General features: G+C 39.0%; 16 protein-coding genes and 2 tRNA genes. 17 read left to right on the forward strand and 1 reads right to left on the reverse strand.

Annotated elements, in window-relative coordinates:
* Nucleotides 1-218 precede the first annotated feature (218 nt).
* From AC3WR0_RS12530 to AC3WR0_RS12565, 8 genes are all read left to right on the forward strand, one after another.
* A tRNA-Asp gene (locus tag AC3WR0_RS12530) sits at nt 219-294 on the forward strand.
* 9 nt (nt 295-303) lie between these two features.
* Nucleotides 304-376 (forward strand) — tRNA-Phe (locus AC3WR0_RS12535).
* Between the two features lie 442 nt (nt 377-818).
* A complete protein-coding gene (locus AC3WR0_RS12540; RefSeq protein ID WP_492552631.1) occupies nt 819-2204 on the forward strand; it encodes a peptidoglycan DD-metalloendopeptidase family protein in 1386 nt (461 codons plus the stop codon).
* A gap of 196 nt (nt 2205-2400) precedes the next feature.
* Complete coding sequence (gene yycF, locus AC3WR0_RS12545; protein ID WP_492552632.1) at nt 2401-3108, forward strand: response regulator YycF; 708 nt, start codon at nt 2401-2403, stop codon at nt 3106-3108.
* Between the two features lie 9 nt (nt 3109-3117).
* Nucleotides 3118-4944 carry a cell wall metabolism sensor histidine kinase WalK gene (walK, locus tag AC3WR0_RS12550; RefSeq protein ID WP_492552633.1) on the forward strand — a complete coding sequence of 609 codons (1827 nt, stop codon included), beginning with the start codon at nt 3118-3120 and terminating at the stop codon, nt 4942-4944.
* On the forward strand, nt 4941-6263 hold the full coding sequence (locus AC3WR0_RS12555) for a YycH family regulatory protein (protein ID WP_492552634.1): 1323 nt from the start codon (nt 4941-4943) through the stop codon (nt 6261-6263). Before walK ends, AC3WR0_RS12555 begins: the two co-directional genes overlap by 4 nt.
* Nucleotides 6250-7038 (forward strand): two-component system regulatory protein YycI, encoded by a 789-nt coding sequence (locus tag AC3WR0_RS12560; RefSeq protein WP_492552635.1) that lies wholly within the window; start codon nt 6250-6252, stop codon nt 7036-7038. The genes AC3WR0_RS12555 and AC3WR0_RS12560 overlap by 14 nt, the downstream gene beginning before the upstream one ends.
* 14 nt (nt 7039-7052) lie before the next feature.
* Complete coding sequence (locus AC3WR0_RS12565; RefSeq protein ID WP_492552636.1) at nt 7053-7847, forward strand: MBL fold metallo-hydrolase; 795 nt, start codon at nt 7053-7055, stop codon at nt 7845-7847.
* A gap of 189 nt (nt 7848-8036) precedes the next feature.
* Here the strand turns inward: AC3WR0_RS12565 and AC3WR0_RS12570 are convergent, their stop codons facing one another.
* Nucleotides 8037-8534 carry a GNAT family N-acetyltransferase gene (locus tag AC3WR0_RS12570; RefSeq protein WP_492552637.1) on the reverse strand — a complete coding sequence of 166 codons (498 nt, stop codon included), beginning with the start codon at nt 8532-8534 and terminating at the stop codon, nt 8037-8039.
* A 221-nt stretch (nt 8535-8755) separates the two neighbouring features.
* On the opposite strand from AC3WR0_RS12570, the gene AC3WR0_RS12575 reads away from it, so the two are divergent.
* The 9 genes from AC3WR0_RS12575 (at nt 8756) to AC3WR0_RS12615 (ending at nt 15900) form a co-directional block, all read left to right on the forward strand.
* Nucleotides 8756-10024, forward strand: a complete 1269-nt coding sequence (locus AC3WR0_RS12575; protein WP_492552638.1) for a S1C family serine protease — start codon at nt 8756-8758, stop codon at nt 10022-10024.
* A gap of 166 nt (nt 10025-10190) precedes the next feature.
* Nucleotides 10191-10349: a CxxH/CxxC protein gene (locus AC3WR0_RS12580; protein WP_492552639.1), complete on the forward strand. Its 159-nt coding sequence runs from the start codon at nt 10191-10193 to the stop codon at nt 10347-10349.
* 101 nt (nt 10350-10450) lie between these two features.
* Nucleotides 10451-10930 (forward strand): 23S rRNA (pseudouridine(1915)-N(3))-methyltransferase RlmH, encoded by a 480-nt coding sequence (gene rlmH / locus AC3WR0_RS12585; RefSeq protein WP_492552640.1) that lies wholly within the window; start codon nt 10451-10453, stop codon nt 10928-10930.
* A gap of 101 nt (nt 10931-11031) precedes the next feature.
* Complete coding sequence (locus AC3WR0_RS12590) at nt 11032-11712, forward strand: N-acetylmannosamine-6-phosphate 2-epimerase (protein WP_492552641.1); 681 nt, start codon at nt 11032-11034, stop codon at nt 11710-11712.
* A 21-nt stretch (nt 11713-11733) separates the two neighbouring features.
* A complete protein-coding gene (locus AC3WR0_RS12595) occupies nt 11734-12096 on the forward strand; it encodes a hypothetical protein (protein ID WP_492552642.1) in 363 nt (120 codons plus the stop codon).
* A gap of 306 nt (nt 12097-12402) precedes the next feature.
* Complete coding sequence (locus tag AC3WR0_RS12600; protein ID WP_492552643.1) at nt 12403-12774, forward strand: DUF956 family protein; 372 nt, start codon at nt 12403-12405, stop codon at nt 12772-12774.
* A 383-nt stretch (nt 12775-13157) separates the two neighbouring features.
* Nucleotides 13158-14129 (forward strand): mannose/fructose/sorbose PTS transporter subunit IIA, encoded by a 972-nt coding sequence (locus tag AC3WR0_RS12605; protein ID WP_492552644.1) that lies wholly within the window; start codon nt 13158-13160, stop codon nt 14127-14129.
* Nucleotides 14130-14163: 34 nt separating this feature from the next.
* On the forward strand, nt 14164-14970 hold the full coding sequence (locus tag AC3WR0_RS12610) for a PTS mannose/fructose/sorbose transporter subunit IIC (protein WP_027323624.1): 807 nt from the start codon (nt 14164-14166) through the stop codon (nt 14968-14970).
* Nucleotides 14971-14988: 18 nt separating this feature from the next.
* Nucleotides 14989-15900: a PTS system mannose/fructose/sorbose family transporter subunit IID gene (locus tag AC3WR0_RS12615; protein WP_027323623.1), complete on the forward strand. Its 912-nt coding sequence runs from the start codon at nt 14989-14991 to the stop codon at nt 15898-15900.
* Nucleotides 15901-15933 lie beyond the last annotated feature (33 nt).

The following is a 15933-nucleotide window of genomic DNA, read 5'->3' on the forward strand; positions in this document are numbered from 1 at the left end:
TCTATGAATTGACTGGAAGAGGAAGAGACAGTAGGGCTCTATAAATGAGCATCTCATAATATTTTTTTATTAAAATGGTCCCGTGGTGTAGCGACGAGCGAAGCTTCGGTGAACAACAGCGAGTTGTCTCGACGCATCCGCTTCTATGAATTGACTGGAAGAGGAAGAGACAGTAGGGCTCTATAAATGAGCATCTCATAATATTTTTTTATTAAAATGGCCCCGTGGTGTAGCGGTTAACATGCCTGCCTGTCACGCAGGAGATCGCCGGTTCGATCCCGGTCGGGACCGCCATAAATAATTGGCTCGGTAGCTCAGTCGGTAGAGCAAAGGACTGAAAATCCTTGTGTCGGCGGTTCGATTCCGTCCCGAGCCATTACAAAAAGAAACTGTCTCAGTTAATTGAGGCAGTTTTTTTGTATATTTAAACCCAAGAATTCACAAGATCTTCAAATATTACCTAATTTAATAGATTTGAAAACGGGCCATTTTATTTATTTTTAGAATTTGTAATCATTTTGCAAAAAATAATCCAGTTTAATTCCAAATATAAGGTAATTTGTCTAATTTAGGTTTACGCTGACAAAAACCTCTTCAAGCCTTGGTATTGTAAGGGTTTTCTTTTATATGGAAAAGCTAACCGGCACTTTTAACTCCCATTTCCCTCCCACGAAATGTATAAAAATGTAAGTTTATATACATTTTTGTTACATTCATTGAACATATAATTTATTCAGGAACTTTTATGATAAAGTTTTTAATAGATAAAAAGAACTATAGAATAGAGAGTTTGTTTCATGGTATTAGGGAGGAAAGATATGAAAAGTCTTAGTAAAATGTTGCCAAAAATTAAAAAAGCAGCTTTTATCAAAAAAACTGCAGTAACGATCCTTGCAGCCGCCGCTTTAACTTTTAGTGTGGATTATGCCGTACTTGCTGATAATAATACAACACAGACAAATACATATTTAAATGATTCTTATATCGGATCTATTACCCACAAAGATATTATTAAAAAAATGAAAGCGGGTAAAAAGGCAGAAACGGTTCAGGAAACTAATTACATAGAAGAACATACAGCAAAAAAACAGGAAAAACAGGAGCTTCAGGTTGACGCGGTTGCGATCGCAGTAGATGACCAGCCTGTTGTATACGTAGCAAACAGTCAGACTGCTGAAAACGTGGTTAAAAAGCTAAAGCTTACATATGTAACAGAGGAACAGTTAGATGAGCTAGAAGCTCGCAAGGCAGCTTCTAATCCGGTTTTGCCAGAGTTGAAAGAAAATGAATCTCGTATATTAGACGTTCACTTTACCAAAAGTGTTTCTGTAAAAGAGGATAAAACTGTTGCTAGTAAAATTTTAAGTGCAGAAGATGCTGTTACTTACCTTGAACGCGGTACTTTAGAGGACAGAAAATATAAGGTTCAAGAAGGCGATGTTCTTGGAGACATTGCTAACCGCAATAGTCTTAAGCTAAGTGACTTACTAGTTTTAAATCCTGGCATACAGGAAGATTCTGTACTTAAAATCGGTCAGGAATTAAATATTACCGTAACAGTTCCGTTTGTAGAGGTAGCTGTAGATAAACAAGTAAGCGAGAAACAAACGATTGCCTATCAAACAGAGGTAAAAGAAGAAAATTCTCTTCCTAAAGGGGAAACGAAGGTTCAGCAGGAAGGGCAGACTGGCAGCAAGCTGGTAACATATACGATTTCACAGCAAAATGGCCGTACTTTGAAAAAGGAAACTCAAAAGGAAGTCATTCAGGCTCAGCCAGTCAATAAGATTATCATTAAAGGGACAAAGGTAATCCCCTCCCGTGGACAAGGACATTTTACCTGGCCTGCAGTTGGCGGTTATATTTCCAGCAAATTAGGTTATCGTGACGGCAAGATGCATAAAGGGATTGATATAGCACGCCCAAGCAACCGTACAATAAAAGCAGCAGACAATGGAGTTGTTGTGTCAGCTGGCTGGGATAATGGCGGATATGGAAATAAAGTAGTAATTGATCATCAAAATGGTTTACGTACAGTCTATGGACATATGGCATCCCTCAGTGTCCATGCTGGGCAGAATGTTGAGCAAGGAACAGCAATTGGAGTAATGGGAGCAACCGGTGACGCTACTGGAATCCATCTTCACTTTGAAGTTTATAAAAATGGAGCTCTCCAAAATCCGTTAAATTACATTGGAAAATAAAATTACTAGATTAAAAGCCTCCGGTTTACCTGGAGGCTTTTTCATATAATCCGCTGTACATGCTCTATCATACTGACAACTTTTGTTAAAAGGTGAATTCATTCGTATAAAATGGTAAAGTAGACTAGAGGACATATGACTTTTTACTTTCATATGAAATGAAATAGATTTATTTTATGTAAAGGAGACAGGGGCCATGGAAAAAAAGATTCTTGTCGTTGATGATGAAAAACCAATTGCAGATATTTTGCAGTTTAACTTAAAAAAAGAAGGCTACGATGTTTATTGCGCATATGATGGAAATTCTGCTATCAGCATGGTGGAGGAGGTTCAGCCGGACTTAATCCTGCTGGATATTATGCTTCCGCAAAGAGATGGCATGGAGGTTTGCCGGGAGGTCCGGAAAAAACATGAAATGCCAATCATTATGCTGACAGCTAAGGATTCAGAAATTGATAAAGTTCTTGGACTTGAGCTTGGAGCAGATGACTATGTAACAAAGCCATTTAGCACCAGGGAACTAATCGCACGGGTAAAAGCCAATCTGCGCCGCCATCAGGCTGCATCTCAGGCTGGTATTGAAGAAGAATCAAATGAGATTGAAATTGGTTCACTTACAATCCATCCAGATGCTTATGTAGTTTCAAAACGTGGTGTAACAATTGAACTTACCCATCGTGAGTTTGAATTATTGCATTATCTTGCAAAACATATTGGACAGGTTATGACAAGAGAACATTTATTGCAAACTGTCTGGGGCTATGATTACTACGGAGACGTAAGGACAGTTGACGTTACCGTAAGAAGATTGCGTGAAAAAATAGAAGACAGCCCTAGTCATCCGGCATGGATTGTAACCCGAAGAGGAGTCGGGTATTATTTGCGCAATCCAGAACAGGAGTAATGGGCTGGAATGAGAAAAGTAGGTTTTTTCAAATCCATCCATCTTAAATTCGTTATTATATACGTTTTGCTCATTCTGATTGCCATGCAGATTATTGGCGTTTATTTTGTGCGGCAGCTGGAGGAGACCCTTCGGACGAATTTCCAGACATCCATAAAAGAACGGGTTAACCTGCTCGCCTATAATGTTGTACAGGCAATGGATAAGGACCGTACTAAGGAAGATCCGCCTCTTGAAGATGATGTAAAAAAGATGCTGAGAGACTTTGCAGCAGGTGATATTACAGAGGTTAGGGTCATAGACGCACAATCTCTAAAAGTACTGGGTACCTCAGAAGCCAATAATCAGGGTATCGTTGGACAAAGAACAACGGAACTTAGGGTAAAGCGTTCCATTGTCATGGAAGAAGAGCAAAGCAGCATTATGATCGATCGGCAGACGGGAAACAGGATTTGGGTGTTGTCCTCCCCAATTAAATCCGGTCACAAAGTCATTGGTGCCATTTATCTTGTTGCAAAAATTGAAAGTGTTTTTGAACAGATGAAAACGATCAACAGTATATTTATCAACGGCACGGCTATTGCATTAGTAATAACCGCAGTTCTTGGTATTTTGCTTGCCCAGACGATCACCAAGCCAATTTCTGATATGAAAAAGCAAGCTTTGGCTATGGCCAAAGGAAATTTTTCAAGGAAAGTAAAAGTCTATGGCAATGATGAAATAGGAACGCTTGCCATGACCTTTAATAACCTGACTAAAAAATTGCAGGAAGCACAGGCGACGACAGAAGGCGAGAGAAGGAAGCTATCATCCGTCCTTTCATATATGACGGATGGGGTTATTGCAACGGACAGAAAAGGCCGTGTTATTTTGATAAATGACCCCGCAGCCGAAATGCTGGGTGTTTCACGTGAAACAGTCCTATCACAGCCAATCGTGTCCTTGCTTGATGTCGAAGAGGATTACACCTTTGAAGATTTACTAGAGGTAAACGATTCGTTAATCCTGAATTATAGTACAAAAAATAAACCTTACGTTCTAAGGGCCAATTTATCAGTCATACAAAAAGAAACAGGTTTTGTAAATGGTTTGATTACTGTTCTCCATGATATTACCGATCAGGAAAAAATTGATGCCGAGAGAAGAGAATTCGTAGCGAACGTGTCTCATGAGTTAAGAACACCTTTGACAACCATGAGAAGCTATTTGGAGGCGTTGGCTGAGGGAGCATGGAAGGATGAAGAAATTGCGCCTAACTTCCTCGAGGTTACACAAAATGAGACAGAGCGGATGATTCGTCTTGTTAATGATCTTCTCCAGCTTTCTAAAATGGACAGCAGAGATTATCGACTAACAAAGGAATGGGTGGATTTTGTCGATTTCTTTGATAGGATAATTGACCGGTTTGAATTAACCAAAGATGAAACTATTTCTTTTAAGAGAAATTTACCTGATGCACGAATGTTTGTAGAAATTGATGAGGATAAACTCACCCAGGTTCTTTATAATATCATTTCGAATGCATTAAAGTATTCTCCTGAGGGAGGCCAGCTAACCTTCTCTGTTGAGGAACGGGAGGAGCATATCCTGGTGAGTGTTAAAGATCAGGGTATGGGTATTCCAAAGGAGAATATCGGAAAAATATTTGAACGTTTTTACAGGGTTGATAAGGCCCGGACAAGAAAACTGGGCGGAACAGGACTTGGGCTTGCAATCGCCAAAGAGATGGTTCAGGCCCATGGGGGAAGAATCTGGGCAAACAGTGAGGAAGGAAAAGGAACTGAGATTGCCTTTACCCTTCCATATGAACGGTCTGATGAGGATGAATGGGAATGAGATATGAAAATATAAAATCTGCCATTTTGATTTTTTTGGTATTGTTCAGCATCGTTTTAACGTGGAATCTTTGGACATATCAGCCCGATTTTAAAACGATAGATAATAAAAACTACGTTGAACAGGTTTCTATTAGCGAACAAAAAGAGTTAAAGAAAATTGTTAAGCCGGACAGGATATATTTCCATGTAAATGGAAAGCATTTTGGCACCGAAAACAGCTTAGAAATTGACAGGCTTGTGAGGGAAATTGGCCGATGGGTAGTTTCCGATGTGAAAAACAATTCAGAGAAGGCTGGAAGTATAAAGGATTTACCTGAAAAGGGCCGGGCAGTTGAAATTGCTTTTCCTGCAAAGGTTCCGGTTGAAATTTACCGGAATATCCTCAATATTGACCAGAAGAAAATTCCACCTTTTAACTTTGATAGAATAGTGGTTAATATGGACAGTACCAACAAGGAAAACGGAAGTGTATACTTTGTTTCTTCTGAAACCCAGCAGGTTTATTCCGCCCAGATCCCACTTTCCTTTTTAAATGATTTTAATAAAAATTTCTTTAAAAATGCGACCAATTATCCGGCGTACTTTGCATTTAAACCTACGGACAGGCGGACCATCTACCTGCCAGAGAAAGAAACCAATATGTTAGTTTACAAATATCTTCCCGCTAAGCTTGATTCAGAATTATTCAAGGAAGCCCTATTCCGTGATCCGAGCTTTGTACGAAAAAGCGTGATCGATGGAGGGGAAGAGTATACAAATGACTCCAGTAAAATGAATATCGATGATTCAACTAATATACTCACTTATGTTAATCCGACAGAAAATAATACGTATGTTGGAAATTCCTATGATCTTTTGAATAAAAGCATTGACTTTGTTAATGGGCATGGTGGATGGACTGATTCCTATAGGTACGTTTCAATGGATGAGCTTAATCAAAAGGTGACATTCAGGCTATATAGTACTGAAGGATATCCTGTTTTTAATGAAAGAGGAATGTCTGAAGTTACTGAAGTATGGGGAAGAGATGAAATAAACAAATATATCAGGCCAAGCATAGCTCTTGATTTTGCCATTCAGTCTGAAATGGCAACTGTTTCTCTTCCTTCCGGCCATCAGGTATTGGAATATCTGCAGACAAAAAAGAACTTTAAAATCAGTCATTTAGAGGATATTGTCCTTGGATACCAGATGCAAAAGGATTTGAAATCAGAACAACTTATTACACTTGAGCCAACCTGGTTTTATCAATATAATGGCTCCTGGGGACAAGTTACTTCTGAGGATTTGGGAGGTTTGAAGCATGGATTGGAGTAAGATAAAAACCATCTTTATTCTAACCTTCCTCATTTTGGATGTTTATCTGTTATACCAATTCTTATCGATTACGGATACAAATAAATACGAATTTATTACAGAAGCCTCTACTGAAGATAAATTAAAAGCTGATGAAATTAAGTATGTTGACATGCCAAAGGTACCTCTGAAGGACCAATATATTAGTGCGAAAACGAAAACCTTTAAGCAGGCAGATACAGAAAAACTTGAGGGTCAGACGGTTACACTTCTTGAAGAAGATAAGGAAATTTATTCGAAATTTAAGAATCCTCTTCAGCTACCTGACAAAATACAGCCGTCTGATGTCGATGCTTTTTTAAAGGATAATATACTTTATCCGGAACACTATCAATTTGGAAAACTAGATAGGGATAAAAGGGAAATCATATACTATCAGGTATACGAAGGCAGACCTTTTTATGAAAATGATAGTGCTATGGTAAAATTAACTTTTAATGATAAAAATCAGATTATCTCATATGAGCAAACTTATCTGGAAAGTATCGAGAAAATGAAGCACAAAGAAGAAATCCAGCAGGCTCTAGAGGCAATGGAGACACTTCATAAGCAAGGGCTTCTAAAGGCCAAAAGCAAGGTTACGAAGGTAGAATTGGGTTACTCCACTCTTATACCACTGGCGGCTTCACAAGTAATGGCACCAACCTGGCACTTTGTTGTGGACGACAAGAAGAGTTTATATGTCAATGGATTTGAAGGGCAAGTTATAGATTTAACAGCCAAGAAAAAAATGTAGTGGAGTGAATGAATATGTCTTTGCATTTTAGTGTTCTTGCAAGCGGGAGTACAGGAAATGCGATTTATATAGAGTCGGATCAGCATTCTTTTTTAGTAGACGCGGGGTTAAGCGGAAAGCAAATGGAAGGTCTTTTTCAAAAAATAGACCGTGATATGAGCAAGCTTTCCGGTATCTTTGTTACTCATGAGCATAGTGATCATATAAAGGGATTGGGCGTTGTTGCAAGAAAGTACAAGCTTCCGGTTTACGCCAATGAAAAGACTTGGCAGGCAATGGACGGATTAATTGGTGAAGTGCCTGTTGGGCAAAAATTTGTTTTCAATATGGAAACAGTTAAAAGCTTTGGGTCAACAGACATTGAATCATTCGGGGTTTCACACGATGCGGCTGAGCCAATGTTTTACGTCTTCCATAATGGCGATAAAAAGCTGGTGCTTATTACTGATACAGGATATGTAAGTGACCGGATGAAGGGGATCATCTCCAATGCTGACACATATGTCTTTGAAAGCAATCATGATGTCCAAATGCTAAGAATGGGCCGTTATCCATGGAATATTAAGAGAAGGATTCTAAGTGATGTTGGCCATGTATCCAACGAGGATGCTGCCATTGCCATGAGTGACGTAGCAGGGGATCATACGAAAAAAATCTACCTGGCCCACTTAAGTCTAGATAATAATATGAAAGAACTGGCACGAATGTCTGTAGCACAGACGCTAGAAAGCCAAGGAATAAAGATTGGTGAACAGTTTGATATTTATGATACGGATGCAAAAACACCAACAATTTTAACTGCGGTATAAAATAAAGAAGGAATGAGAGCAAAGGCTCTCATTCCTTCTTTATTTTGACATTGTTTTATAAAAATCTCTGTTAACTTGCCTGTTGATTTCCCGCAGGACATTGAACTAGCATCCTTGTATAATCACCGCACGAATGAATTTTCTAGTCAGAGATCACTTTGTCAACAGCATCTTTTATATGAGCTTTATTTAAAAATATATGGCCATGAGGTCTTCATCGTAGTATCGGTTATTTATTTTTAACGCTTTAATATCTTTGCCATAGGTTGTAAAGCCTAATGACAGGTAAAGCTTTATAGCAGCTACATTGGTGGAAGTAACAGATAAATATATCTGTTCAATCCCTTCAAGCTCCTTGGCCTTCTTGATTGCTTCCTCCAGCAATTTTTTTCCTGTTCCGGATCGTCGGTATTCAGGATCAACATACATCGCTGCAATAGTTGCTCTATGTTTCAGTTTGTTTCTTCGTTCTGTTACCAGTGTGACTATCCCGATTAATTGATCCTCCATTATGGCGCCAAAGGTGAAAGAAAAGTCTTCATTTAATCTGCTTGAGAACCGTTCCAGGGTGTATGCTGATTCTTCTTCAAAACTCGAACTAAATGCTTCCGGGTGGACCTTTAATGCTTGCAAACGGATATCTCTATATAATCCTGAATTTTCCGGACCTAAAATGATGATTTTCACCGACTCTTCCCCCTTTTTCATTTAATTTATCATATCAGTCAGTCTTTAATTTTGTAAATATACGAAGGTTCATGAAAAGTAAGACTAAACTATGAACAAACGTTTAAAAAAATCATAAAGATCGCCTTTTTTTTAGAAAATTGGATACGAAAGAGTATAATGATGGGTATAGAGCCAGAATAAAACTTAGCTATTCTTTTAAGAGAGAGGGATGGTATAGAATGGGTTATTATGACCAGGATGATCAAAGTCGTTATAAGGAGACTAAACAAAGGAGAGGCGGAGTTTTTCTCCCAAGTCTGTCAGGAGCAATTATTGGTGCTTTACTCGTAGTTCTTGCAGTGCCTGCTTTATCCGATTATGGTGTCCTTCCATATAAAATTCAGTCATCAGAGCAGCAGGTCGCCGATCAATCAGCTATTCCAGATACAAGTAATCCTGTAACTCAAAAGGTTTCATTGGATGTCGAAAATGACACGACTAAAGCTGTTAATAAAGCAGGCGATGCGGTTGTGGGTATTACTAATATTCAATCATCAGGCGGCGGGGGCAACGGCTTCTGGTCTGATGGCAATGGTCAGCAGGATCAGCAGGGTCAGCAGGAACAAGCCGCAGGTACTGGATCTGGGGTTATTTATAAAAAAGCAGGTAATAAAGCATATGTAGTAACAAACCATCATGTTGTTGAGGATGCAACAAGGCTCGAAGTAACTTTTACGGATGGATCAAAGGTTCCAGCAAAGTTGCTTGGCAGCGACGTATTAACAGACTTAGCAGTTCTGGAGTTTGACGCCGCCAAAGTAAAAAAGGTTGCTGAGTTCGGTAATTCAGATAAATTAAAGCCAGGTGAACCTGTTATCGCAATTGGAAATCCACTAGGAACAACATTTTCAGGTTCTGTAACAAAAGGGATTGTATCAGGTCTGCAAAGGACTATTCCCGTCGATATTAACCAGGATGGAGTGGTAGACTGGCAGTCAGAGGTTATTCAGACTGATGCTGCGATAAATCCTGGAAACAGCGGTGGTGCGCTTGTTAATGCTGCCGGCCAAGTTATTGGGATTAATTCGATGAAAATTTCTCAGGAATCTGTTGAAGGAATCGGGCTTTCCATTCCAATCAATTCAGCTATACCAATTATTAATGACCTAGAAAAGTATGGTAATGTAAAACGTCCATATATGGGACTTGATTTAAAATCAGTAAATGAAATTCCTGCTTATTATCAGCAGGAAGCACTCAAGCTGCCAAAGGATGTGGATTATGGTATTGCCATTCGCCAGGTAGTACCAGGCTCACCGGCAGACAAAGCTGGACTAAAGGAAATGGACGTTATTGTTGAGCTTGACGGACAAAAGGTAAAAGACGTTCTTGAGCTTCGGAAGCATTTGTATACTGATAAAAAAGTAGGCGATAAAATGACATTGAAATTTTATCGTGAAGGTAAATTACAGGAAGTTACACTTAAGTTATCAGGTGAAAGCTTATAAGTGAAAGGAGGGGGCATGTATAATGCCTCCTTTTTTGTTGATAACTTTTTTTCTGAAATTATTTTGTCGTTTACAGGTTATATTGTGGATAAGTTGAAAAGCATGTCCTGTAGAAGAATAGTGTACAATAAGAAAAAGAAAACGAGACTTAGGAGATGAATAAAAGTTGATTTATTGCTGTGAAGAACATATAGACCTAGCCCTTGATACGATCGTTGATGAGTATGAAACCTTTCCAGTTATGACAAAAATGGATGTGGATAATTTATCAACAGCCTGTGAATATTGTCGAAATATGGCTGTATATATTGTAGCAAACAAATGATCCCATACAAGATGTGGATAAAAAATGTGGATATGTGGATAAACCCTGTGGATATCTTGTTTGTAAACTGTTTGTAATCTTTTTGTAAAGGGCTGTGGATTGTGAATATCTCTATTGTTACTGTCGGGAAATTAAAAGAAAAATACTTAAAACAAGGAATAGATGAATATCTAAAGAGACTGACTTCCTATGCAAAGGTGGAAGTGATAGAAGTTTCCGATGAAAAAGCGCCTGAGGAATTAAGTGAAACGGAAATGGAGCAGGTCAAACAAAAGGAAGGGGAAAGAATACTAGCTAAAATTGGCGATGACGTACATGTCATTGCCTTAGCTATAAATGGGAAGATACGCTCTTCTGAAGAGTTAGCGGACACACTCGATAAACTTGCAACCTATGGAAAAAGCAAAATTGCTTTTGTGATAGGCGGATCACTGGGTCTCAGTGATCAAGTCCTGACTCGTGCAAATGAAAAGCTTTCTTTTTCGAAAATGACCTTCCCCCATCAGCTTATGAGGCTGATATTAGTCGAACAGATATACAGGACATTTCGGATTAACCGGGGAGAACCTTATCATAAGTAGAGGGAGTTTTTTTGTTTATTTTTATTTTGCTATTAAAAATTCTGCAGTACCTGAGGAAACCAATATCATAAATGAAGTGGAAGAAATGGAAGGTGAATAAGATGCTGAATGAAATTAAAGGACGATTAGTTGTTTCTTGCCAGGCATTGGACGAAGAACCCCTTCACAGTTCATATATCATGGGGAAAATGGCCCTGGCGGCAAAAGAAGGCGGTGCCTCTGGAATTCGAGCAAATACAACAGAGGATATTATCGCCATTAAAGGGGAAGTTTCACTTCCTGTCATCGGTATTGTGAAAAGAAATTACGAAGACAGTGAAATCTATATAACGGCTACAAAAAGGGAAATTGATGAATTAATTGAAAGTTGCTGTGAAATGATTGCCTTGGATGCTACCATGAGAATACGTCCGGGAAATCTTTCACTTGCGGAGCTTGTTTCCTATGCTCGGGAAAAAAGCCCGACCGTGGAGCTTATGGCGGATATTGCATCCATTGAAGATGCCATAAATGCTGAAAAACTAGGGTTTGATTGTGTAGGAACGACCCTTTTGGGATATACAAAAGAAACTAATGGCCGTAAACCATATGATAATGACTTTGCCTTTTTAAAAGATGTTTTAAAAGCAGTGTCGATTCCAGTCATTGCTGAGGGGAATATCAACACACCTAAAATGCTAAAAAGAGTCCTTGAAATAGGGGCACATGCTGCGGTTGTTGGAGGAGCGATTACACGTCCGCAGCAAATTACGGCACAGTTTGTGGCAGAAATTTCAGAATAAAAGGGATTTTGGTCATTCTTCGTGCCTAATGAGGTTCAGAGTAAATTCTACAAAGTTCCGGCAGGACTGAAGAACGCAGCGGCAAGTTCCACTGAATCTCACCAATCGGACTTTTACGGGCTGTTTATTTCAAAACTTGATGAATACACAAAGGATAAAGATTTTGATGAGATTCAAGCTAATGTAATGATTTTGGTTTATCTAAATAAAAATGAATATATAACTCGTAAAGAAATAGAGAGACTTTGCGGATTTTCACCAGCAACAAGCACACGAATATTAAAAGATTTAAGAGAGCAAGAGAAAATAGTTTTAGAAGGTCAATCTAAATCCAGTAAATATAAATTAAAGAAATGGGCCGCAAATGAGCCCGTAAGGCCTTAAAATGTATTAGTATAATTTGGCGAAAATTTAACTGTAAGCCCTATCCTATGAATACTCGGATAGGGCTTTAATGCACTTTTTTACAGGACTGATCCGCAAAAATAAAATTGAGCAGGATCTATCCAACTAACAAAGGTATTTACCACTAAGAATTTAACAATGTTGTGTTTCTACGTGAATGAGAAAACACTTAAACATATGATGAGGAGGGCTTTCTATAGTGGAAGGCGTCCCCAGTATTTTTTGCTTAAAGTGAAAAAGTGCGTATAATAATTATTATTAAAAGAAAGAAATGGAGTACATCAAATGGTCCAATCAATCAATACAAAAGTAGATTTAGTTATTGATGCAACCGCACATATGGGAATTTCGGAATATGGTAAAATCATGATTGGAGACAAAGGATTTGAATTCTTCAATGATCGTGATGCTCGTAAGTTTATTCAAATTCCTTGGGAAGAAGTTGACAATGTGATCGCTTCAATCATGTTCAAAGGGAAATGGATCCCGCGTTATGCTTTCAAAACTAAAAGAAATGGGACGTATACATTTTCTTCTAAAGAGCCGAAAAAAGTTTTGCGAGCCATTCGTGAATATGTTGATCCGAATCATATGGTTCAATCATTAAGTTTCTTTGATATTATTAAACGCGGCTTGAAGAGAAATTTTAAAAAGTAAAGGTTTACATATAAGGCAGGTCGGCACTTGTCTAAAAAAATAGCTTCCCTCTTGAAAGAGGAATATCGGTGTGCTATAATCTCACGTGTAAGCTCAATAAAGTGATGCAGCAAACATAGTATTTGATAAAGATGCTGTTTATTTAACACTCTATTTACAGCATTGCAAAATAAATTTAAATAGCCATTATTTTTTACGTGTTACTGATTCGATCAGGCATGAGTGAAAAGTAGGATTGAAATGAAGTAAAAGGGGTAATCTATACCCTAACTCTCATTCAATTAACTTTTTGCTCATGTCTTTTTTGTTGTTTATTTTGTTGAAACTGTAACCGCTTTAGATGAGCTGAAAAAGCTGTATCAATAATAATAGGAGGTAAAAAGATGGTAGGGATTATCATTGCTAGTCACGGCGAATTTGCCAATGGTATCTTGCAATCTGGAGCGATGATCTTTGGAGAACAAGAAAATGTAAAAGCTGTTACATTGATGCCGAGCGAAGGACCTAATGATGTAAAGGCAAAAATGGAAGAAGCAATCGCCTCTTTCGACAACCAAGACGAAGTATTATTCTTAGTCGACCTTTGGGGTGGAACTCCTTTCAACCAAGCTAACAGCTTGTTAGAAGAACACAAAGACAAATGGGCAATCGTAGCTGGTTTGAACTTGCCAATGGTGATTGAAGCTTATGCATCGCGCTTCTCAATGACCACAGCTCATGAAATTGCCGCGCATATCTTGGGCACGGCTAAAGAAGGGGTTAAAGTAAGACCTGAAGAATTAGAACCAGCAGTCGTCACTGCAACAGATGCTGCTAAGCCAGCAAATGCAGGCGCCCCTGGTAAATTTGAATACGTGTTAGCACGGATTGACTCTCGTTTACTTCACGGACAAGTAGCGACTGCTTGGACAAAAACTACACAGCCTACAAGGATCATCGTTGTATCAGACGTAGTAGCTAAGGATGAGCTTCGTAGGAAATTGATTCAACAGGCTGCACCTCCAGGTGTAAAGGCACACGTTGTTCCTATCGATCAAATGATCAAACTTGCAAAAGATGATCAACACTTTGGCGGCCAGCGTGCATTACTTCTTTTCGAAAACCCACAAGATGCGCTTCGAGCAGTTGAAGGCGGCGTTCCATTGAAGACTATCAACGTTGGCTCCATGGCACACTCACCTGGTAAAGTTCAGCCGAATAAGGTGCTGGCCTTTAGCCAAGCGGATATTGATACTTTCGCTAAGTTAAAGTCGGCCGGTTTGAACTTCGATGTACGTAAAGTTCCGAACGATTCAAAAGGCAACATGGACGAAATTGTCAAGAAGGCCCAAGAGGAATTAAACAAACAAAAGTAATCCTAATTATTAAAGAAAACGGAGGATTAATATCATGGATTTGAATATTATTCAAATAATATTAGTCATTATCGTAGCATTTTTAGCTGGTATAGAAGGAATTTTAGATGAATTCCAATTCCACCAGCCAATCATTGCTTGTACGTTAATTGGCTTAGTTACAGGAAACTTAGTACCATGTCTTATCTTAGGTGGTACTCTTCAACTGATTGCTTTAGGTTGGGCAAACATCGGAGCTGCCGTAGCTCCAGATGCTGCGTTAGCATCCGTTGCATCTGCCATTATTTTAGTTTTAAGTGGACAAGGTAAAGCTGGTGTGGCTTCCGCAATTGCGATTGCTGTTCCGCTCGCAGTTGCTGGCCTTTTATTAACAATCATCGTCCGTACTCTTGCTACAGCATTGGTGCATTTTATGGATGCAGCGGCTAGTGAAGGGAACATCAGAAAAGTTGAATTCTGGCAAATCATCGCTATCTGCCTGCAAGGGTTACGTATTGCAATCCCAGCTTTATTAATTGTAGCGATTGGCGCAGCTCCAGTTAGAGACTTACTTACATCTATGCCAGCTTGGTTGACAGGCGGTTTAGCAATCGGTGGGGGAATGGTCGTAGCGGTTGGTTATGCAATGGTTATTAACATGATGGCTACAAAAGAAGTATGGCCATTCTTCGCGATTGGTTTCGTATTAGCGACTGTTTCACAAATCACACTTATCGGTCTAGGTGCTATCGGTGTGGCTCTTGCACTTATCTATTTAGCGCTTTCTAAACAAGGCGGTTCAGGTAATGGCGGAAACACAAACTCTGGTGACCCGCTAGGCGATATTATTGATAGTTACTAAGAAGGAGGGAGCATAAAAATGGCTAATGAATTGAGATTATCAAAAAAAGATCGTGTTTCTGTTTGGTGGCGTTCAACCTTCATTCAAGGTTCTTGGAACTATGAACGTATGCAGAACGGTGGTTGGGTATATGCGATGATTCCTGCAATCAAAAAATTATATAAAACAAAAGAAGATCGTGCTGCTGCACTAAAACGTCACTTAGAATTCTTTAATACACACCCATATGTAGCTTCACCTATTATTGGTGTAACTTTAGCGCTTGAAGAAGAACGTGCAAATGGTGCACCGGTTGATGACACAGCCATTCAAGGGGTTAAAGTCGGTATGATGGGGCCTTTAGCAGGTATTGGGGATCCAGTTTTTTGGTTCACGGTTAGACCAATCCTTGGTGCGTTAGCGGCTTCTCTTGCTTTGACCGGTAACATCCTTGGGCCGATTATTTTCTTTGTTTTATGGAACATCATTCGTATGGGATTCACGTGGTATACGCAAGAATTTGGTTATAAAGCGGGTTCTAAAATTACGGAAGACTTATCTGGCGGACTACTTCAAGATATTACTAAAGGTGCATCAATCCTAGGTATGTTCATCCTGGGTGCATTAGTTAACCGTTGGGTATCTGTAAAGTTCACGCCAATTGTATCTACAGTAAAACTTGCCAAAGGTGCTTTTATTGATTGGAGTAATTTACCGTCTGGCCCACTCGCGATTAAATCTGCGTTGGAACAGCAAGCTGCTGGTCTTTCATTAGAACCAGTTAAAGTAACTACTTTACAAGGCAACTTAGATAGCTTAATTCCTGGTTTAGCTGGATTGGTGATAACACTTCTTTGCATGTGGCTGCTTAAGAAGAAAGTTTCTCCAATCGTTATGATTCTTGGGTTGTTTGTGGTTGGTATTATATTCCACCTAATTCACTTAATGTAATAAACAAAGAATCATGTCTAGGTTTATCAAAGA

It is taken from the genome of Neobacillus sp. FW104-15D2 (assembly GCF_058790155.1).

Bases quoted from the DNA above. Each gene is read 5' to 3' on its own strand.
- AC3WR0_RS12565 (WP_492552636.1), top strand. From the start codon at position 7,053: ATGTCTTTGCATTTTAGTGTTCTTGCAAGCGGGAGTACAGGAAATGCG.
- yycF (WP_492552632.1), top strand. From the start codon at position 2,401: ATGGAAAAAAAGATTCTTGTCGTTGATGATGAAAAACCAATTGCAGAT.
- AC3WR0_RS12555 (WP_492552634.1), top strand. From the start codon at position 4,941: ATGAGATATGAAAATATAAAATCTGCCATTTTGATTTTTTTGGTATTG.
- AC3WR0_RS12615 (WP_027323623.1), top strand. From the start codon at position 14,989: ATGGCTAATGAATTGAGATTATCAAAAAAAGATCGTGTTTCTGTTTGG.
- AC3WR0_RS12600 (WP_492552643.1), top strand. From the start codon at position 12,403: ATGGTCCAATCAATCAATACAAAAGTAGATTTAGTTATTGATGCAACC.
- walK (WP_492552633.1), top strand. From the start codon at position 3,118: ATGAGAAAAGTAGGTTTTTTCAAATCCATCCATCTTAAATTCGTTATT.
- AC3WR0_RS12560 (WP_492552635.1), top strand. From the start codon at position 6,250: ATGGATTGGAGTAAGATAAAAACCATCTTTATTCTAACCTTCCTCATT.
- AC3WR0_RS12540 (WP_492552631.1), top strand. From the start codon at position 819: ATGAAAAGTCTTAGTAAAATGTTGCCAAAAATTAAAAAAGCAGCTTTT.
- AC3WR0_RS12590 (WP_492552641.1), top strand. From the start codon at position 11,032: ATGCTGAATGAAATTAAAGGACGATTAGTTGTTTCTTGCCAGGCATTG.
- AC3WR0_RS12605 (WP_492552644.1), top strand. From the start codon at position 13,158: ATGGTAGGGATTATCATTGCTAGTCACGGCGAATTTGCCAATGGTATC.
- AC3WR0_RS12575 (WP_492552638.1), top strand. From the start codon at position 8,756: ATGGGTTATTATGACCAGGATGATCAAAGTCGTTATAAGGAGACTAAA.
- AC3WR0_RS12610 (WP_027323624.1), top strand. From the start codon at position 14,164: ATGGATTTGAATATTATTCAAATAATATTAGTCATTATCGTAGCATTT.